Raw genomic sequence first — 20710 nt, forward strand, 5'->3', positions numbered from 1 at the left:
AAAACGATGGTGCAATCCTCTCGCGAGCGTCCGGCGATTTCGAATGCGAAGCAGAGCACTCGGCCGTCATTGAGCGTGCGGCGGGCGAAGGCGATTCGGTCGTCATCGAGCATCTTCACTCGCGTGTGATCGAAAACCTCCTTGAGAACCGTTTCGTGATCGCCGATCGGCTGACCGAGCACGTCGGCGACGACCGCTGAGTCAATTCCTTCCACCGTCGGCAGTTGCCCGACCGTCACGACCGTGCCGCCCGATTTGACGAACGCCTCAAGCCGCTTCCACAGCGCCGGATCGATCGCATCGATCTGCGGTAGGATCAGCGTTGCGAGCCGCAGGTCGCCCCAGGCCAACCCGTCGCTTCCGATCATCCCGTCCTCGATTGCCGTATCGAACACGTACTCGCAGTCCAAGCCGATCTCGACCAGCCGGCGGGTCAGCGCGTCGAACGCCCGCTGGTGCCGCTGGAAGAAGCTCTCCGGCTCGAACTGCGTGCGATTGTTCGCCGCCCACAGCGCCCGGGTTGGCACGATCAGGCCCACCTCGCACACGCGTCGCCCGGCTGAGAGCATCGCGCCCAGCCGCGCCGTATAGTCGCTGTAGCGATGCATGTATCGCCACCACGGGCTCTGGAAGAACTCGGACGGCGGGCACTCGTGCACCCGGCCGCCGCGAAGCGTGTAGTAGAAGCCGTGGATGCACGTGAGGTTCGTTCCCATCACGTAGAGGTAGTCGGTGATCCGCTTCATGTCGGCCAGTGTCAGTCCCCATCCGGTGGCGGCGAAGTTCTCGCAGACCACGTGCGTGCGGTGGTGCAGGTCGGCGATGCCGGCCGCCACCTTCACCGTCCGGAACACCGGCACATCCAGGTCCGCCTGGCGGCTGCACCAGTCCGTCCCGGGCACGTGCATGTGCCGCAGGGCGGAGTACAGGTCGGCCTGGTAGTGCGTGGCGAACTCCTCGCAGACGACGTGGCCGGTGTAGGCGATTCCATGCTCCTCGCACCAGCGGCCGATCGGCTCGTGATACGACCGGCGATACAGTTCCGCCACCCGCTGCCAGTAGTCTCGCCGCGTCGCCTCGGCCTGCGGCCCGTCGGCCACCAGGTGGATCAGCTTCTCGATGCCGAAGTCCTGCTGGAGCTCGGGCGTCCAGGGCAGGCTGGTGGTGATCGAGCGGGCGAAATCGTAGCCGTAGTCGAAGTCGTAGACCACGCCCACCTCATCGGTGAAGATGCCGATGATCACGTCGCCGAAATATTCCTTCAGCCGTTCGTAGTAGACCTCGTGCGTCAGTTCCATGAACCTGGCCACCGCTTCGGGCTTGAGCAGGTCCACGTAGCCTGGCAGGCCGGTGGCGTCGGCGTGGCCCTCGACGCAAGAAAGATAAATGTCCGGCTCGTTGAGGCAGAACCACGCCACCGCCCAGCGTCCATCCGGCAGATCCGGGCTGTCGTGGTCGAACGTCAGAATCCGGTCTCGCTCGGCATCCCACGCCTGAACGCACAGGAACTGACCATCGCCCAGGTCTTCCGGCCGGTCGAGCTTGGCCGGCCCGTCGACCTGCCGATACGCATACCGCAGAAACCGCATCCGGTACTCGGGGAAGTCGCGAATGATCCGACCGGCCACCGTGCCGCTGGGCCAGTTGTACTCGTCGTACAGCCAGACCTTCATGCCCAGCCGCTTGGCCTCGCGGCAGGTGTGGTCGACCATCGCCAGGTATTCCTCGCCCAGGTAGGGTGTGACCAGGGCGTAGCGGGGATGGATCAGCACTGCCATGATCCTCTGGGCTCGGCACTGTTCGAGCTGCCAGGTGATCTCCTCAGCGGTCATGCGGCCGTTCCAGAACCAGAACGGGTACGGACGGAACTCGTCGGGCGGCGACGCAAAAATAGACTCGATGTTCATAATTCCCTCATGTTTTCGGACTGTATCACAGGCCGCGATCATAGCAGTCCAGCAGGCGGATGGCCAGACCCTGGCGGTGTGGCAACACGACGGCTTGACGCGGGCCTGGTCACATTGGAATTGTTTTATCTTGGTTTTTGCGTTGTCTGGAGGAACTAAATCGGGTACTGTATAGATTGCGCCGAGAGGTGGTCAGGGTGTCGGGAAAAACTCGACGCATCCTGTCTTTGGGGCTGGGATGCCCGGGTCGGGGCCGAGTAGCGATTGCAGTCTCAGCTTGAGTTTTCTACTTCGGGCGCCTCGTCCCAAGGGTGATACGGTCCCACGCCTCATGCGGGCTTGCTTCTGATTGTGTTATGTGTGAGTGACGTAACGTTGGGTCAGGGATTGGGAGGCGTGCTATAATGGGGGCATTGTGCCATGTTTTTTTCCGAGGAAGTCTGGGGGGCCATTCGCGGACGGTTCGCCCTGTCGCAACGGCAGGGCCAAGTGATCCGGGCCTTGTGCGACGGAAAGACGGACAAGCAGATCGCAGCCGCTCTGGGGATCAAGCCGCCAACTGTTCGACTGTATCTTGCTCGCTGTTGCGAGAAATGCGGGGCTGAGAATCGGACGGAACTGATCCTGCGGGTTCTGGGAGAATTCTGTCGTGGTTGCCGGGCGGAAAGCTGTCCGCTGATGGACCAGGGCGTGTCGGATCGCGCCTTGGTTCTTACGGACGGGCATCGGTAATTCCGATATCATCGGAATTACCAGTGCACAAAACGCCGATCTTGGTGCGATGAAGTTTAATGTCCTTCGGTAAAAGGCTATCGGGCCTACTGAGGCAGGGCGGGGAGGCGGCAACGTTTCGTTCCCGCTCTGAAATTGCATGGACGATGAGAAGCAGAACAGGGAATTCGGGGTTTTCACGGAACAGAATTGGACGACCGTCTCCCATCGTCACGCTCTTTCCGGTCGGCAGGTGGAGATACTGCGTCTCCTTTTCTGCGGCCTGCACGACAAGGACATGGCGGATCAGCTTGGGATCAGTTTCTCGACGCTGCGGACGCACATGGATCATTTGTTTGCCAAGTTCGGGGTCGAGGACCGCAACGAACTGATCCTGGCCGTCTTCAAGAGCGGGATGGAGGCCTGCCGGTGTCGGGTGTGCCGGAGGCTTGTCCAGGAACCGAAAGGCGAAGCGTCGGCCTACGATGAAGCCAGTCCTTCACAATGACAGCGTGCGGGGGCTGTCAGGTGACGCGACCCATGGGACTATAGGCCATTCGTCTGCCTGGGCGAGCATTCATCATCCGCAATTGTGCTAGTATTACTATTGCCGAATTGTACAATCGCAAGAATTCCTTATCATCGCAATCTGAGAGAGCAGACTAGATGAACACTTGGGAGAGAGGCCCGCGCGGCGCGGGCCGTCTCCCAAGTGTTTTTTTATGGGCGTAATAGAGAATTTGGTTCAGGAGGGCACAAGACCGGGGCTTTCGGGAAAAGACCTGGCCGATGAGGAAAGGAGGTGGGATCGACCAGTGATCGCGAAGTATGGTTCCACGTATTACGCAAATTCGTCAAATGATGCTGGAGCCCCGAACATGCTGCCAGTTGACGCTATGTCGGGTGATAGCCATCTAGCCGCGGTTCCCGAGCTGGCGACGCTGGCCTTGCTCGTCTTGGGAGCGGGGCTGCTGGGAAGGCGTCGGCGGTAGCACCAACGGTTACGGGCAGACACGAAGCCAGAGGGTCGCGCGGGTGCGCGGCCCTCTTTGTTTGCCTGGCGTCAGGAGGGCTCGCCTACGGCAGGGATCGTTCGGGGTGGTTGAGGAACTCTCTTCATTTTCTCGGAGGCCGGATCGAGCACCTTTCTCCAACGCACCTGCGGTGCAGCACAGGCAGCCATCCCCAAAAAGGTGCTCTCAACCGTCCCCTATTCTACCCGACCCAATGTCTCACTTCGTGGGAAACACTACAAGCCCTGCCCCATCGCGTCTGACGCCTCCGCATCGTGGATATTATCGGACCTGATAGCTCCCCCGTTGCCGCCCATCCTCAATAGTGATATCAGTAATAGTAATAGGTAGGTGCCAAATACTTGCAATAGACAACCTATTTCGATATACTCCATCCATATGTTCGTGAGGGAGCAGCTGGGAAGAAAGGGGGCGATCCATCTACTACTCGGCTTTTAGTCCGGCTTGTAGTTCGCTTGAGAGAGAACGCCAGGGAGAGAGACGGAATTGGTCTGCCTGGGGTTTTTGATGCGCCGTTTTCGGGCCCAACGGGTCTTATTCATCCAATTTATCGGAGAGAAAGGAGTTTGGATCAGATGAGGGAAAGAACAGTCAGGTCAGGAAAGGAGCAAGAGTTTCCCGGAGGAATCGCAGGGCGAACCTCCAGACAAGCAAAGGAGCGAAAGCAAATGGGACGAACTGGTTATTATATATTTTGTCTTTTGGTGGCGGTGGGGTTGTTGGCGGGGCCGGCCCAAGCCGCGCTCATCGAGACGGCCGACATCATGGCAATACCCGCGGGCGTAACCGGGTCGGGCAACGGCACGCTGGATCTGCGGATGTTCACTTTTTCGGGCTCCGAGATCACGAATGTGGCCGAAGATTTCAACGGTGACAACGGCAACAACACACTGCCGAATAGCGGGGGAGACGACACCAACGGGTTTGTCGAATCGTACGTCACCACCGCCGGCGAGTTGAAGGCATTTTACATTCTCAACTTCCCGCCCGACTCGGTTCATGAGATTATGCTATGCTTGGATCTCAATGAAACCGGTGGCGGCATGCCGAACAACACGTTGGCGAAACTGGACATCGTCCTCAATCCGACGAGCATCCAGGGCAATCCCGATCCGCTCGGCGATGTCCTTGGCGTCGGGCAGGCGGCGATCGACCAAGTCTACACCGGCGGGACGATCATCGCCAACCTGGACCCGGAACCCGCAGCGAACCTGCCCGTCAACAGTCAAGGGGCGGGCTTCGCGGACTATGCCATCTTTACGGGGATCAATCCCTTCGACCTCAATGACAGCGACGTACTGCTGTTCAACATCAGCATGAACACTCTCAACAATGGTGCGGAGGAGATATTCCTCAGCGGTGACTACGCGCCGAGCGATGTTCCTGAACCCGCTACGCTCGGGCTGCTGGTGCTCGGTGCGATCACGCTGGTGTGGCGGCGGAAATAGCCGCAACCGGCACAACGCCAATTCCAACGGGCGAGCCTTCGGACTCGCCCGTTTGCTTGCGCGGGTCCTGCTCGGCTCGCACGTCTCAGCCTGTGCCCAGAGGGCGTCACTCGTCATTGACAACTTGGCTGGCACCTGCCGGCGGGTGGTGCCGTGGATACGAGTGTCGGCCTACGGCAGGAACCGCTCGGGGTGGTTGAGGAAGTCTTTGTAGACTGTGTAATAGTCCGTCTCGCGGTAGCTCACCGGCTGGACGGTCGAGTGATCGAACGAGAGGATTTCCGCTTTCGGCAGGGCCAGCAGGATCGGCGAGTGGGTGGCGATAATGAACTGGGCGTGGCCCGCCTCGGCGTTCTCGTGGAGGATGCGCAGCAGGGCAAGCTGGGTGCGCGGTGAGAGGGCGGTTTCCGGCTCATCGAGCAGATACAGACCGGGAATCTTGAAGCGGCTGGAGAAAAAGGACATCAGCGACTGGCCGTGCGACTGAGTCAGCAGCGACTGGCCGCCGAAGTACTCGAAGAGCCCCGGATCGGCCGCCGCCCAGGAGTCCAGCAGTTCCGAGAAGTGGCGGAAGATCTGCGAGGCGAAAAACGCGCCCGGCGTCGGGCCATCCGTCCACTCGGCGCTCAGCCAGTGGTGAAGCTTGTCCTCGTGAGGGTTGAAACCGGCCCGGGCGATGCCGTTGTTCTTCCAGATGTGAATGCCGGCGGCGCGGGCCAGGGCCTCCAGCAGCGTCGATTTGCCCGAGCCGTTCTCGCCGACGAAGAACGTCACCGGCGACCTGAATGCGACCGACGGCGTCCGCTGAAGGATCGGCAGGCTGAATGGATAGCACTCACGAGCGGGAAACGTATCCGAACGGATTGCGATCGCCTTGAGGTGCACGGGCATCAGCGTCCCTTCGCTTCCGATGAGGCCTCAACGTCCGTGGCCTTCCGGGTGCTCCGCGGCACCGGGTTCTGCTCGTACAGGGGCAGCGTGTCGGCCGTCGCGGCGTCCCAGCAGTACGTACAGAGCTTCTCTTTGGGCAGGCCGATCGCCTGGACCAGGTTGTCGAGGGTTTGATAGCGCAGGCTCGTGAGGCCCAGCCGGTGGCGGATGCGTTCGACCAGGGCGCCGAACGGTTCGCTCCGGCTGCGGGTGAAATCGAACAGACAGGCGCCCTCCTTGCAGCCGAGTTCCTGGGCGGCCCGCCGGGCGGCCAGGTCAAACACCGAACGCGACCGCGAGAAATTCAGGAACGGACAGCCGAACACCAGCGGCGGACAGGCCGGACGCATGTGGACCTCGCGGGCCCCATAGTCGAACAGCCGACGGATCGTGTCCGTGAGCTGCGTGCCGCGGACGATCGAGTCCTCGCAGAACAGGAGCCGCTTGCCCTGGATCAGTTCGCGAACCGGGACCAGCTTCATCCGGGCCACCAGGTCGCGAACCCGCTGATCCTGCGGCATGAAGCTTCGCGGCCAGGTGGGCGTGTACTTGGTAAACGGCCGGCCGTAGGGAATGCACTTGGCGTTGGCGTAGCCGATCGCGTGCCCGGTGCCCGAGTCCGGGATTCCCGCCACCAGATCGACCTCCACGTCGTCGTCCCGGGCCAGCATCGCCCCGGAGCGGTTCCGCGAGACCTCCACGTTGACACCCTCGTAGGTCGAGGCGGGAAAGCCGTAGTAGACCCACAAGAACGAGCACATCTGCATCTTCTCGCCGGGCGGGGCCTTCTGCTCGACGCCGTCTTCGGTGATCAGGACGATCTCGCCCGGACCCAGATCGCGCTCGATCTGGTAGTCGAGGTTGGGAAACGCGCACGTTTCCAACGTGACGGCGACGGCGTCGGGTTTTCGGCCGAGAATGATCGGGGTTCGCCCCAGACGGTCGCGGGCTGCGTAGATTCCGTGGTTGGTCAGCAGGAGGATCGAACACGAGCCCTCGATCATCTCCTGGGCGAAGCGGATGCCGTCGGTGAACGTTGCCTGCTGGTTGATCAGTGTGGCGACCAGTTCGGTCGGGTTGATCTCGCCGCCGGACATCTCGGAGAAATGCGTCGTTCGCTTCTCGAACGCCCTTTGCGCGAGTTCCTGCAGATTGGTGATCTTGCCCACCGTGACGATCGCGTAGGTTCCCAGGTGCGAGCCGATGATCAGCGGCTGGTCCTCATAGTCGCTGATCACGCCGATGCCGCGCGTTCCGTGGAGTCGGGGCAGGTCGTCCTCAAACTTCGACCGGAACTGGGCGTTGGTGATGTCGTGGATGAACCGCGCAAAGCCGTCCGAATTGGCGACGGCCAGACCGCCGCGGCGGGTCCCGAGATGCGAGTGATAGTCGGTCCCGTAGAACAGGTCGGTCACACAGTCACTGCGGGATGCGACGCCGAAAAAACCGCTCATGGTCGAGCCTCCAGGGTCGTGGTTCGGTAGCCGTGGGTTGTCGAGCCGCAGGGACGATAGGCGCGGACACTGCCGAAGGTTGTGCGACTCGCCCCCAGTATAGGTGCACAACCGGCGGCAGGCAATACGGTGCCGCAAAGGAATCTCCTTTTGGCAACTTATGTTTTATGATTTGCCGCCGATGACGCTTGATCCGTCCGGGCCGGATGGCTTAGAATGCGCGACACCGGGGGACAAAGGCCATGCGAACCGAGGCAGTGAAATCTCATCGAGAGGCGGATCTGATGGGGCAGGATGCGGTGCTCTTGGACGTCTGGGATCGGATCGTGAGCGAACTGGCGCAGTTTCAGGACCAAGCCTCCGCCGTCGCCCGCGGCCAGGTCGTCAACGCGATTTCCGGGTCGCCATGCGGCCAGGATACCGGCTGTGCCGCGAAGGTGTTCGCGGTCGAATACGCCCGAACCGCCAAGCCGCAATGGCGCGACCGTGCCGAAGCGGCCCTGACGGCGATGGACCAAGCCGACCCATACGGCGGACTGCCCGAACCGGTCTGGGACGTTCTGGGCTGGCACGATAATCCCGGCAGCGTCTACGTGACCGGGACGACGCTCGACGCGATCTGGTCGGCCCGGCGCATCTTGGGTTGTGAACTGGGTTTGGAGCAAGGTCGGCGGCTGATGGACTACCTGTGGACCTGCCGCGTGGGGCCGGGCCTGTTCGCCCACGACACGATCCGTCCCGGGGTCAAGATGCCGCCGATCCAGAACATCGCCGCCTTTGCCCTGTACATGATGACCGTGATCGAACAGGCGCCCTCCGCTGCGGATCACCCGATCCTGGGCGACCGGGATCCCGCGATTTGGCACCTGCTGGCGGGTCAGCGACGGGATGGCCTCTGGCCATACCACACCCAGGGGCTGGCCGGCCGTCTCGGCCTGCGCTGCCCGCTGTTGGCCAGGTTCGGACGGTTCAACGAAACCTGGCGTGAAGCGGACTTCATGCACCATTGTCTGGTGCTCTACTATCTGGGCAAGACGGCGGCGATGCGCCAGCACCGCCGGCTTGTCGATGGGGTGAGGCTGGGCTGGTCGTTCGTGCGGGAGAACCTGGAACCGGTCGGCCAGGACGAGCTTCGCTGCCGGTGGTCCTGGGAAAAACGGCCGTGGGGGCCTCGCTACTGCAACTACAGCGACACAAATACCTACTTCCTGATCCTGGCGTGTCTGCCGGTGATGAGGGAACTGGGCATAGTCGATCAGCTCGAGGCCGATCGGGTGGGACAGGGAGTGGTTAACCACATCAGCCGAGCCCTGCTGAACGAGGAGGGCCGGCACCCCTCGATCCGCCCGGCTGAGGGACCGGTCGAGACCATACGGTGCATCCTGCCGATGGTCGAACAGAGCGTCGCCTGGAAGGGCAGCCTCCTGGCCGACTGGCTTGAGTACAACGGCGGGCGGTTGTCCGGAGGGCTATCCGCCTCCGGCGGATGAAGCTTTAGAGATTCCCGCCCGACAATGCTCGCCCAACGTGATTCCGGCGTCAGAATCGTCTATCGGAATTGCCTGCGACGCATTCCTGTGTATAATAACTCAAACTTGTTTTGCATAAAACGGTATTCCAGAGGAGACCGACGGTCATGACGGAGATTCTGTTGAACGGCGAGTGGGAGCTTCGTGAAGAGCCGCTGACGACAACGGCGGCGGACGCTGAGAAGGTGGCTGGGACGGCGGATGGATGGATCGCGACCCCGGTGCCCGGCGATATCCACCAGGGGCTGATCGCAGCGGGCAGAATCGACGAGCCGCTGCTGGGGATGAACAGCTGGGACTACCACTGGACCGAGGACCGCTCCTGGTGGTACCGCAAGCAGTTTGCGACCCGCAAGGAATGGCTCAAGGGCGACGGTGTCGAGCTCCAGATCGGCGGCCTGGACGCCGATGCGCACATCTGGCTCAACGGGACGCTGCTGGGCCGCCACAAGAACGCGTTCTATCCCTTCGTGGCGCGGGTTGAGCAGTTGCTCAAGCCTTCGGGCCGGAACGTCCTGCTGGTCCGGCTGACCACCGGCGTCAAGGAACTGAATGCCGACGACGTGGCGAGCATGTCGATGCTGGCTCCGACCGAATCCCACAACGGCAAGCCGGAACGGGGCGACCCGCTGCGAATCTTCGTCCGCAAGCCGCAGTATTCGTGGGGATGGGACTGGAGCCCTCGCGTGCCCACGACCGCCATCGCCGGCGACGTCAAGCTCCGCGTGCTCGACAAGCTGGTGGTGCGCGACGTGCACGTGCTGCCGCAGCGGCAGGGCAAGGACGTGCAGTTGACCGTCGCCGTGGCGGTGGATTGGATTCACGACTGGCAGACCGCTGAGGGACGGGTGGATTTGACGATCACCGGACCCGACGGCAAGAAGATCAAAGCCGGCTGCGAGGTGTTCCTGCGTTCCGGGATCAACCGCTATCCGATCGAGGTCACCGTCAAGAACGCCCAGCTCTGGTGGCCCAACGGCATGGGCGAGCCGAACCTCTACACCATCGAGGCGACCGCCGCCGCCCAGGGCGCGACGGCCGTGTACCCGAAGTTCGACTACGGAATCCGCTTCGTCGAACTCGACACCAAGGACAAGTTCGCTCTCGTGATCAACGGCGAGAAGGTCTTCTGCAAGGGCGGCAACTGGATTCCCGCCGACACGATCTACGCCCGCGTGACGGACCAGAAGTACGAGGCCCTGGTGCGCGAGGCGCAGCAGGCCAACTGCAACATGCTGCGGGTCTGGGGCGGCGGCCTCTACGAAGGCGATGCGTTCTACAACGCCTGCGACCGCTGCGGCATCATGCTGTGGCACGATTTCATGTTCTCGGTGGCGCCCTATCCGGACCACCTGGAGTGGTTCCGCGAGGAGGTCCGCCGCGAAGCGGAGTTCCAGACCGTGCGGCTGCGGAATCATCCCAGCGTCGTGCTCTGGAGCGGCGACAATGAAAACAACTGGTTCCTGGCCGGCCACTGGCGAGTCTCGACCCGCGGCGGCTTCTATCTCTACAACTACCTGCTGCCGGAGATCGTGCACCGCAACGTGCCGGATGTGCCGTACTGGAACGGTTCGCCCTACGGCGGCGAGGAGCCGAACTGCGAGCAGGTGGGCGACCGGCACCACTGGTGGGACTGCATGATGAACCCGGAGATGGAGAACCGGATCACCCCGGAAAGGTACGACGCGTGCGGCTCGAAGTTCATCTCCGAGTACGGCTACGTCGGCGCGCCGGTCAAGGAGAGCGTCCAGACCTACATGGCCGGAGCTCCGTTCGACCGCTACAGCGAGCTTTGGCTTCACCACAACAATGCGTTCGAGAAGGAAACCGTGGACGCCGGCATCACCAAGCACTACAAGGACGCCCGCGAAATCTCCGAGGAGGAATACTTCCTCTACAGCGGTCTGACCCAAGGATTGATGTACGGCTATTCGCTCGAGACGTTCCGTTCGCGGCCGGACTGCCACGGCGGGATCTTCTGGATGTACAACGACTGCTGGGGCGAGGTCGGCTGGACCATCATCGACTATTACCTTCGCCGCAAGATCTCGTGGCACTTCGTCCGCCGGGCGTTCGCTCCGGTGCGTCTGATCCTCCGTGAGACCGACGGGGTCGTGCGAATCACGCTGGCCAACGACACCCGCGAGCCGGTCAAGGGCGCCGTTGTGTTCGGCCGGACATCGCTGGACGGCAGGAACACCAAGTTTCGCGAAAAGGCGTTCCAGGCCGGCCCGATGGCCCGGACCGTGATCGCCACGTTCAAGCGGGACCAGGCGGACCCAGCCGCCAACCTGTGGGTGGCCCGGGTCAAGGGCAGCCGCGACATCCTGCCCGCGATCCTGCGGAGCACCGACTTCCGGAACCTGGCGATGCCCAAACCGAAGCTGTCGCTGAAGGTCGAAAAAGCCGGCAAGGGCCAATGGAAGGTGCGGGTGGCCAGCGACGTCTACGCCCACGCCGTGCATCTTGGCCTGCCCAAGAACGCCGCGAGCGATGAGGACTACTTCGACCTGCTTCCGGGCGAGAGCCGGGAGGTCCTGGTCCGCTGCGCCGGAACGCTGAGCGCGAAGAACGTCACGCTCACCAGCGTGGTCTAGGATTGGGCAAGGGCCGCGACCGCGCGGGAGCAGGCCTTTCCGCTCAGCTTACGCTTGATCTGCTGCTCCTGTGCCGCTAGGGTAGGACCAACCACGATTTTCAGGAGCGGCAGTGATGAGTATGAACGAGATTGTGCTGGCCCCGGACTTCATCCAGGGCGCGGTGTCTATCGAGCAGAAGGACGGGCACCTTAGACCGTGGCGGCTGCCCGTTGACCGGTTGGGTCTGTTTCCTTCGCCGGACGATGGACTGGTGCTCCGGGCTCAGATGCCCGCCGGGGTGCGGGTGCGATTCGAGACGCAGGCCCGCAGGGTGGGACTATCATTTGCGCCGCTGATCGGCGAGGCGAAGTTCGACCTGGTGATCAACCGTCAGGTTTTCCAGACGACGACGGTTGGCGCGGGGGAATACGTGGCCGTTTTCGAGGACCTTCCGGCGGGCCTGAAGACGGCTGACATATGGCTGCCACCGGATGTTCCGGTCGGCCTGCGCTGCCTGTTGGTCGCCGGTGACGCCAAGCCGGCCGCGGACCGCCGCAGGAAGTGGATCGCCTACGGCAGTTCGATCACCCACTGCTGCGGCGCCCACAGCCCGGCCCGGACGTGGCCCGCGGTGGCCGCTCGGAAGGCCGATCTGGATCTGACCTGTCTCGGCTACGGCGGGCAGTGCCACCTCGACCCGATGGTGGCCCGGATGATCCGCGATCTGCCGGCGGATTTCGTTTCGATGAAGGTCGGAATCAACATTTATGGCGGCGGCAGCCTTTCCCCTCGCACGTTCAAAGCCGCCGTCATCGGGGCTGTGCAGACCATTCGCGAGAAGCACCCGGCGATTCCCATCGCCCTGATCTCGCCGATTATCTCCCCGCCGCGCGAAAGCACAGCGAACGCGGTCGGTCTCACGCTTCAGCTCATGCGGGACGAAGTCCGCGAAGCCGCCGAGCGCCTGGCCGCCCACGGCGATGGGAATATCCACTACTTCAGCGGCTTGGACCTGTTCAGTGATGATATGGTTGAGGCCTACCTGCCGGACCTGCTGCACCCCAACGGCGACGGCTATGAACTGATGGGCGAGAACTTTATCAAGACGGTCCTGTCCCGCATCAGAATCTAATCCGCTGCCGGCTGGGTGGTTTTCCGATCCGTCAGTGTGATCAGCGAAATCTCCGGTGGGCAGAGGAATCGGATCGTCGGCGCCTGTCCCTGTTCGTGTCCGACGCCGCGGCTGACGTAGATCCGGTTGCCCCGATGCGTGTGCAATCCGCCCGCGGCGATTGCGGCGGGTACGCGGCTGAGCGTCATCAGTGGGCCGATCAGCGGAAGCTGCACCTGTCCGCCGTGCGTGTGGCCGGAGACCACCAGGTCGATCCGCGAGTTTTCCGGCAGCTCCAGCACCACGTCAGGCAGGTGGCTGACCAGGATGCGGATGTCATCGCCCGGGTCGGTCAGCAGCGTCTCGATTGTCTTGCGGGCTTCGGATGATCCATAGTTCAATCCCACACCGCCGACGGTGATCCGCCGGTCGCCCAGCGTGAGCCGGACGATATGGTTGTCCAGAAACCGCACCGACGTGCCCCGCGTGGCCTGCCGGAGTCGCTCGCGCGTGTCCACGTTGCCCGCGGTAATGAACGCATCAGTCGGCAACAGACCCAGGAGTTCCCGCAGTTCGGGCAGTTCCTGCTCGAACGAGAGATATCGGCGGTGGAAGAGGTCGCCGGGCAGCAGGATCAGGTCCGGATGTTGGGCCAGGAGCCGTTCGACCGCTTCTCGCTCGTAGACCGAGACGTCGGCGGTCTGAATGTCAGCCAGTACGCCAATGGTCAGCGGCGAGTTGCCTACCCGCCCGGCCGGCAGCACCACCCGCGCGGTCTCCAATCGCAGCCGATAGGACTCAACGAATGTCGCGTAGATCCCGACCGGAGCGGCCAGCACCGCCAGCACCGCCGCAACCAGCATCGGCTTGGTGAACCGCCGGTACGCCGCCAGATGCGAAGCCAGCAGCACCACGCCCAGCAGCGGCAACGCGACCACCATGTCGAGATACAGCAGCCGGATCACCCCGAATCCGTCGAGCCCGACCGTTCCGAGCAGGGGAAGTTTGATCAGGAATACCACGCCCATCGCCGCCAGCGCGAGCAGTCCGCGAGCCAGCCCGATCTTTGGCTGCGGAACCGATTCAGCCGTCGGCTGCCGTCGGTACAGTGTCACGGCCAGGGCGGCCGCCAAGTCGATCGCGGTTGCTATCCAACTGACGACGATGAACGTCTCGTAGCTCATGTCAGATCCCCCTGCGGAAACGGATGAACAACTCGATGCCGTCGATCCGGACGGTGCGCTCGGCTGAGGATGACACGCAGAGTTCGTTGGTTCCTTGTCGGATCGGAACTTCTTCGTACACGCCTTTTCGGCCGACCGGCACTTCCTTGCCGTTCACACCGAGTTCGAGCCGCTCGTAAGCTTCCTCCTCGGCAAGCGTCAGGTTCAACCGAATCTGCTCCACCGTGTCTCGCCGCCGGGCGTACTCGAGGTCGTCGGCGACCACCATGCGAAACGTCCGCGACTCTCCCGGCGCCACCTCGACGGGCAGCGGCTTGGTTCCGCCGCGCTCGACGGTCAGGTCGGACGTGTCGCGGGTTATCAGGTAATGCTTGTCCTTGGCGACCAGGCTTTGCGGATCGCCGATCTGGCGCAGGGCCTCGAGTTCCCAGTCGGTATACGGATTGTCGCGTCCGGCGGCGCGGTGGCAATCGTAGTTGAACAGGTAGATCGCCTGAGCGCCCTGGTGATGCAGCGCCGCCGCGGCCGCCCGCAGCGTCTCGATCGTGGCGCGGCCGCCGTAGCCTTTGACCGCCGGTTCAATTCCGCCGGCGATCAGGCAGCCTGACGCTCGGGCCAACTCGCGGAAAGGCACCAGGTCCACGCTCGTGTCCAGGTATCCGCCGTCCATGGGAACAAAGACGTCGGCCAATCCTTCGGAAATCCATGTCTCCACATCCAGGCCCTTGGCTCGGGCCAGCCCGATGGTCGGAGGGATGCGGTAGGCCAACGTGATCGGGCGCCCGCGTCTCTCAGCGATCGCGTTAACCGCCCGCCGGACCCGGCGCACGAACTCGGTCATCAGCGGCATGCCTTGGGTTTGGCAGCCGGGCTTGAAGAACCACGGGCCGCGCTGGAAGTCCAGCTCGAAGCCGTCCAGGTCGTAGCGGCCGCAGGCCTCTTCGATGATCGCCAGACGCCGGTCGCGTACCTGCGGATGGGCGTAGTCGTAGGCCCACGTGAAGTCATCCTGTGGGTATCCCTGACGCGGGTCAGGATACGGCGAACCGATGACCAGTTCGGGATGGCGCATCTTGAACGGACTGCGCAGCGGGGCGAATCGGCGGCTGTCGTCCTCGTGGATGTCATTCATCCGCAGGCCGGCCCAGAACGCGATCCCGTGTTGGCGGGCCCGCTCGGCCAGAACGGCGATGGGGTCCAGCCCGCGGTCGAGGATGGCCCGGGTATTGGCGGCCATTCGTTTGAAGAGCTCGAGCCTGGGTCCGGGCGGCCACGACGACTCATCGGCTCCGAACACGTCGCCGATCCCGGTCCGGTGCGAATAGGTATCGTCGCCGCGGTTCAGGCAGTGGATGAACACGTCCACCTGCGTGCCGGCCACTTCGTCAAGCGGTCGGCAGAGCTGCTGCGGCGTGATGGGCGGTTCGAAGTGGGTCAGCGTCGTGCTGTCGCCGTCGGTGTTGAAGATGATCCGCGGCTTGGTTCGGCTGGCTTTAGCCATGGGCGACGCCCTCGCGCAACGCACCTGTGGTCAATCGGTCGAAGCCATTATAGGCGTTCCGCCGGCGCTTTGCAGCGGTTTTGCCGGTGACGCGTGCGGTCGCAATGAGGTGAAGGCGCCTGTGCTTACCGTCAGACCTTGTTGGCCTGCATCATAGCGACGAAGGCGTCCACGATCTCCGGATCGAGCTGCGTGGCCTTGCTTCGCCGCAGTTCGATGAGGGCGTTTGGAGTTGGGATGGCCTTGCGGTACGGCCGGTCCGAGGTCAGGGCGTCGAAGGTGTCGATCACCGCGATGATTTTCGAGGCGATGGGAATGTGCGGGCCCTGGAGGCCGTCCGGATAGCCCAGGCCGTCGTAGCGTTCATGGTGATGGCGGATGGCTTGGGCCACGCCCTCCAGGCCTTCAACGTGGCCGATGATCGTGGCGCCGATCTCGCTGTGGGTCTTGATCCGCTCGAACTCGGCCGGGGTCAGCTTGTCGCGTTTCGAGAGGATCGCGTCGGCGACGCCGATTTTGCCCACGTCGTGGAGCAGGCCCGCCAGCTCGACCTCGCGCAGTTTGGCTTTGTCGGTGATACCCAGGACCTTGGCTGTGGCCACGCACAGCTGTGAGACCCGCCCGGCGTGGTCGTGGGTGTAGTGGTCCTTGGCGTCCACCGCGGTGGCCAGGGCTTTGATCGTGTTGAGCATCTGCCGGCTGACCGTCGCGTGCAGGCGGCAGTTCAACAGAGACGACGCGCCCATTGCCGAGAGGCCCTCCAGGAGCTTCTGATCATGGGCGGAAAAGTCCCGGTCGTCGGTGCGGTCGGTGGCGGTCAGGATTCCCACCGCCTGGCCCTGAGCGTATAGGGGCACTCGCACCACCGCGAACGAAAAGCTCTTGTAGGCGCCTTTCGAGAGGGCCTGCAGGTCCGGACGGTCCTTGATGTTATTGACGATCAGCAGATCGTTCTCGAATAGCGCGTGCTCGGCGATCGATCCCTTGACCGGGATGGTAACCGCCCGCGCCTCGTTGGGCAGACCCGCTGAGGCCAGGACGCGGAAGTTCTGCCGGGCCTCATCGAGAACCAGCAGGGACGCCCGGCGGCAGTTCAGGGCCCGGATCGCCTGCTCGACCAAGGCGCTGCCGATTTCCGTTTCGTCGGTTCGGGTGGCGATGCTGGGCAGCAGGGAATAGAGCATATTGAGCTCTTCGTAGCTGGTGATCATCTCCTCGGCCAGATCGGCAACCGCGACTTCGCGGCCGACGACGTGCTCCATGAGGGTCGAGATCGTCCGGGCCGCCGCCTCGACCGCCGGTCCGCCGCCGTTGGGATGGTACATCACCCGGCCCACCGGCTCGCCGCGGTAGTGAATGGGCAGGCTGGGGTCATCGGCGTCCAAACCGTTGCCGGAGGGCTCGACGGACAGCTCGGCTCCGGCCAGTCCGGCGATGTTCTCCAGGGCCTCCCGCAGGAGGCCTCCGGACGCGAAATCCGCTGCACGCTCGGGCGCGATCAGTTGGAGCTTGGCACGGTGCATGGTTCTGTTTCGAGAATCTCGGCAACCAGTTGTCGGAGTTTGGCTGGTTCGAAGGGTTTGGCCATTACGCGGACATTCCAGACCTCCTGGACCATCGCCACGTCCCTGGCGTGGCCTTTGGCGGTGAGAATGATGATGGGCAGGTGCCGGGTCTCCTCCTGCTCGCGAAGGGTCGCCACCGCTTGGATGCCGTCCATCTTCGGCATCATGATGTCGATGATCAGCAGGTCCGGCACCTCCTGCCTCACCTGCTCCAGCGCGTCGACTCCCGAATGACCGATGACGATCTTTCGGTCCGGTCCGCGAAGCAGATGGCGCAGGCCTTCCAGAATGTGCAGTTCATCGTCGCATACGACAATGCGTTTCATCGCCGCATCCTCTCCAGATAGGACTCCTGGAGGCGGCTTACCTCGGCCGCCACGACGCTCTCTTTTCCCGGCTCCAGGATGACGGTCTGGAGGCCGTACTCCTCCGCGAGGAGCTTCTGCCGCTTCTGCAGGTTCTCGCAGACGATCATCAGGCGGATCGGATCGTCGGCCCGGATGCCAATTTCCCTCAACCGCTCCCACTGCTCGTCGAGTTCGCCCTCGGCGATCAGGGCGGCGTTCAAGCTATAGTCGCAGACCAGCCGCGAAGCCGTCTCGAAATCCTCGGCGATGATCGGCAGGTGTCCGGCCCGCGAGAGAGCGGGAGCCAGCGGCCGGAGTTGGCGGCCCACCAACAGCACGGTCAGCCCGGTCTGCACCCGTTTCTGCATGGCCACCGTGACCGCTTGGAGCAGTTCCTTTCTCGACGTCGGCCGTTCGAGGAAGGCGTCCACCCCTTGCCGCTTGAGTTGCCGGGTGTCACAGGCGTAGCTGTGAACGATCAGGCGGAACGTGCGATGGGGCAGGGCGACCAGGTGCGCCAGAAGCTCCGACGAATCCATGTCCGGCAGCAGCACGTCGGTGATCACCACGTCGATCTGTCCCTCCTCAGCCTGGGCCAGCAGGCGCTTGCCCGAGTAGGCCAGCCGCACCTCGTACCGTTCGGTCTGCAGGCTCTGGGCGATCATGGCCGCCAATTCCGGGTCGGCGTCGCACACCAGCACCCGCCCGACCGGAGCGTCCGACGGGTCCGACTCCGGCAGCGGACGCTTGACCTTGGTCGGAAGCGAAACGAAGAACCGCGACCCCTCGCCCACCTCGCTGTCCACCCAGACCGCGCCGCCGTGGCGCTCGACGATCCGCTTGACGATGTTCAGACCCAGCCCGACCCCCGAGTTCCGCGATTGGGTCGAGTGGGTCAACTGGGTGAACCGGTCGAAGATCACGTCCCACTGGTCCCGCGGAATTCCCGGGCCGTTGTCGGCCACGCAGAGCACGATGTTCGCCCCGCGCACCTCGACCGACAGGGCGACCTCACCGCCGCTCTGGGTGTACTTCATCGCGTTCGACAGCAGGTTGCTCAGGACCTGCGATATCTTCTCCGAGTCCGCCTCGACCGTCGGCAGCGGCTCCGGGCACTCCACGGTGAACGCGATTTCCTTGCCCATCGCCATCGCCTCGAACACCCGGGCTCCGGTCCGGATGGTCTCCGAGAGGTCCTGCGGCTTGATGTCCCACTGGATCCGATCGGACTCGAGCCGCTGGACCTCGAGCAGGTCGTCCACCAGCCGCGAGAGCCGGTTGCACTCGCCCGCGATGATGTCCAGAAAACGTTTCTGATCCTCCTCGGCCAGCGACTGGAGTTCCTCTTTGAGCATCTGGGCGTAGAGAAGGATAGAGGTCAGCGGCGTCCGCAGGTCGTGCGAGACCACCGACAGGATGTTGCTCTTGATGCGGTTGAGCTCTTCAAGTTTCTCCCGCTGGAGCCGCTGTTCGCCCTCGCGCCGCCGGGATTGGGCGGCCAGCTCCATGAACGCCTGACGCAGTTCGCCGAGCTCCCGCGACGGCGTTTCCGGCACCGGGACCGGCGAACCGCCGGATCGGGCCAGCGAGCAGACCGCCTCCCGCAGTCCCTTGAGGAACCGGATCTCGTCGTCCACGATGCACCACCCGACAAACGCCCCCATGCCGGAGGCCAACAGGGTCGAGATCGGCACCAGCCAGAACAGCCAGTTCTGAGGCCAGAGCGTGTGGCAGAACCACGCCGCGAACACGATCCCCAGGCAGCTTGTGGTGGCGCAGGCGAACGCGCACTTGGTGCTCAGCGACCGCCGCGGCAGCAGCGCCCGCGACCCGGGCTCCTGGGCGGTCTGCCGGTCCAGTTCGACGGGAGTTTCGACGATGGTGGGTTGCTCGCGAGGCGCCGGATTCTCGAACCGGGCCCCGATCAGAAAGCCCTGAAGCCCCAGCGTCGAATGGGCCACTCGGCACTCGATCCACGCGCCGCCCCCGTCGCGGCTGTATTCCCGCACGAAAACCCGCGTGTTCGACTTGACGTCCCGCTTTGACCAGAACCCGATGCCGCCTCCCGAGACGTTGTGCATGATCCCCGCCCAGACCGCGTTGGGATCTTCGCAGTCGGCGGTGATGTCCAGCGGCAGGCCCAGCATGTAACGGCTCCAGTTGCGTTTGGCCATGAAAGCGTCGGGCCGACCGTCTTTGCGGGCCAACTCCACCAGCCGGTGAATGGCCTCCCGTTCCGTCGCACTGCTTCTGTCCTGGGTCATAGCGTCCCTTGCCTTACCGGACGTTCCGCACGCGGCCTTCCCTCGCCGATCGGGATGAGACCGCCTTTGCTCTGCTATCGAGCAATTCGACCGTCACGTTTAGCTGTCAGGCCCTTATCGGACGTGCGCGGCAAACCCATTGACATCGGCCGCCGCCGCCGGTCTAATGCCTCGCACAATCGAGCCTGAAAGGGAGCAACCGATGGCCACCGAAAAACCGCGAATCGACAAGCTCGGCACGATCGACTGCGACATGGTCGAGACCACTCCCGTGGTTTGGAAGGGGCGTCTCTACCGATTCGAGTACGTCCGCGAACGTTACCCAGCCAACGACACCGGCAATTCCTATTTCCATTTCATCGATGTGGCGACCGGCCAAGCCACACCCGCTTTCGCCGCCGGCTTCCACCTGGGCAGCGCCTGCGTCGAAGACGGCGCCGCGTGGGCCTTCGGCGTGCCCGCTTGGGGTGCCCCGACCATCCACGTCTTCCGCTCCGACGACCTGAAGCATTGGACTTCGCGGGTCGCCCTGGACCTGCCCGGATGGGGCATTTACAACACCAGCGTCTGCCGCGGCCCCGACCGCTACGTGATGGCCTTCGAGATCGGCGAGCCGCCGGAGGAAACCGGCGTGCCTTACACCATGCGCTTCGCCAAATCGACCAATCTGCAGGACTGGGTGCTCACTCCCGCCAGCCACGTCTACACCAAGGACCGCTACTCCGCCTGCCCGGCCCTGCGCTTCCTCGACGGCTGGTACTACATGATCTACCTGGAGGCCTATCCCGGCCCGCAGTACGGCCCGCACATCGTTCGCACCAAAGACTTCATCGCCTGGGAAACCAGTCCGCATAACCCGGTTCTGTGGTTCTCGGACGAAGACAAGAAGATCGCCAACCCGCAGCTCACCGACGCCCAGCGACAGCACGTCGCCGGCGCGGTCAACCTGAACAACTCGGATGTGGACCTCTGCGAGCACGACGGCCGCACCGTCATCTACTACTCCTGGGGCGACCAGCTCGGCACCGAGTTCCTCGCCGAAGCCCGCTACGACGGACCGCTCGACCAGTTCCTTCGCGCCTGGTTCCCCGCCTGAACAACTGAAACCCGTTAGGTGGGCGGGTGGTTCTGCGGCAAAGCGGCAGG

15 protein-coding genes are annotated in these 20710 nt (G+C 63.5%); 7 read left to right on the plus strand and 8 right to left on the minus strand.

What is annotated here, in order from left to right; all coding sequences use genetic code 11:
- On the minus strand, positions 1-1907 hold a 1907-nt coding region (locus GXY33_12800), incomplete at its 3' end, for a hypothetical protein (GenBank protein NLX06010.1).
- A 420-nt stretch (positions 1908-2327) separates the two neighbouring features.
- Here GXY33_12800 and GXY33_12805 point away from each other — a divergent pair.
- The 3 genes from GXY33_12805 to GXY33_12815 all read left to right on the plus strand — a co-directional run bounded on the left by GXY33_12805 (position 2328) and on the right by GXY33_12815 (position 5100).
- A complete protein-coding gene (locus tag GXY33_12805; protein ID NLX06011.1) occupies positions 2328-2639 on the plus strand; it encodes a helix-turn-helix transcriptional regulator in 312 nt (103 codons plus the stop codon).
- 139 nt (positions 2640-2778) lie between these two features.
- A complete protein-coding gene (locus GXY33_12810; protein NLX06012.1) occupies positions 2779-3126 on the plus strand; it encodes a helix-turn-helix transcriptional regulator in 348 nt (115 codons plus the stop codon).
- A gap of 1194 nt (positions 3127-4320) precedes the next feature.
- Positions 4321-5100: a PEP-CTERM sorting domain-containing protein gene (locus GXY33_12815; GenBank protein ID NLX06013.1), complete on the plus strand. Its 780-nt coding sequence runs from the start codon at positions 4321-4323 to the stop codon at positions 5098-5100.
- Between the two features lie 171 nt (positions 5101-5271).
- Here GXY33_12815 and GXY33_12820 read toward each other — a convergent pair whose 3' ends face one another.
- Both GXY33_12820 and GXY33_12825 read right to left on the minus strand, forming a co-directional pair.
- Positions 5272-5985 (minus strand): AAA family ATPase, encoded by a 714-nt coding sequence (locus GXY33_12820; protein ID NLX06014.1) that lies wholly within the window; start codon positions 5983-5985, stop codon positions 5272-5274.
- 5 nt (positions 5986-5990) lie between these two features.
- Positions 5991-7484 (minus strand): amidophosphoribosyltransferase, encoded by a 1494-nt coding sequence (locus GXY33_12825; GenBank protein NLX06015.1) that lies wholly within the window; start codon positions 7482-7484, stop codon positions 5991-5993.
- Positions 7485-7768: 284 nt separating this feature from the next.
- Between GXY33_12825 and GXY33_12830 the strand changes: the two genes are divergently transcribed.
- The 3 genes from GXY33_12830 (at position 7769) to GXY33_12840 (ending at position 12724) form a co-directional block, all read left to right on the plus strand.
- Positions 7769-8974, plus strand: coding sequence for a hypothetical protein (locus tag GXY33_12830; GenBank protein NLX06016.1), 1206 nt, complete (start codon positions 7769-7771; stop codon positions 8972-8974).
- Positions 8975-9120: 146 nt separating this feature from the next.
- Positions 9121-11610: a beta-mannosidase gene (locus tag GXY33_12835; protein NLX06017.1), complete on the plus strand. Its 2490-nt coding sequence runs from the start codon at positions 9121-9123 to the stop codon at positions 11608-11610.
- 121 nt (positions 11611-11731) lie between these two features.
- A complete protein-coding gene (locus GXY33_12840; GenBank protein NLX06018.1) occupies positions 11732-12724 on the plus strand; it encodes a GDSL family lipase in 993 nt (330 codons plus the stop codon).
- Here GXY33_12840 and GXY33_12845 read toward each other — a convergent pair.
- From GXY33_12845 to GXY33_12865, 5 genes are all read right to left on the minus strand, one after another.
- Complete coding sequence (locus tag GXY33_12845; protein NLX06019.1) at positions 12721-13887, minus strand: phosphohydrolase; 1167 nt, start codon at positions 13885-13887, stop codon at positions 12721-12723. The genes GXY33_12840 and GXY33_12845 overlap by 4 nt on opposite strands.
- Before the next feature lies 1 nt (position 13888).
- Positions 13889-15388 (minus strand): hypothetical protein, encoded by a 1500-nt coding sequence (locus GXY33_12850; protein NLX06020.1) that lies wholly within the window; start codon positions 15386-15388, stop codon positions 13889-13891.
- 131 nt (positions 15389-15519) lie between these two features.
- Entirely contained in the window at positions 15520-16911 is a 1392-nt protein-coding gene (locus GXY33_12855; GenBank protein ID NLX06021.1) for an HD domain-containing protein, read from the minus strand.
- Positions 16887-17279 (minus strand): response regulator, encoded by a 393-nt coding sequence (locus GXY33_12860; protein NLX06022.1) that lies wholly within the window; start codon positions 17277-17279, stop codon positions 16887-16889. Before GXY33_12860 ends, GXY33_12855 begins: the two co-directional genes overlap by 25 nt.
- On the minus strand, positions 17276-19564 hold the full coding sequence (locus GXY33_12865) for a response regulator (GenBank protein ID NLX06023.1): 2289 nt from the start codon (positions 19562-19564) through the stop codon (positions 17276-17278). The genes GXY33_12860 and GXY33_12865 overlap by 4 nt, the downstream gene beginning before the upstream one ends.
- 202 nt (positions 19565-19766) lie before the next feature.
- Between GXY33_12865 and GXY33_12870 the strand changes: the two genes are divergently transcribed.
- Complete coding sequence (locus GXY33_12870; protein NLX06024.1) at positions 19767-20660, plus strand: hypothetical protein; 894 nt, start codon at positions 19767-19769, stop codon at positions 20658-20660.
- Positions 20661-20710: the final 50 nt, after the last annotated feature.

It is taken from the genome of Phycisphaerae bacterium, assembly GCA_012729815.1.
In the GTDB taxonomy this organism is placed as follows: domain Bacteria; phylum Planctomycetota; class Phycisphaerae; order JAAYCJ01; family JAAYCJ01; genus JAAYCJ01.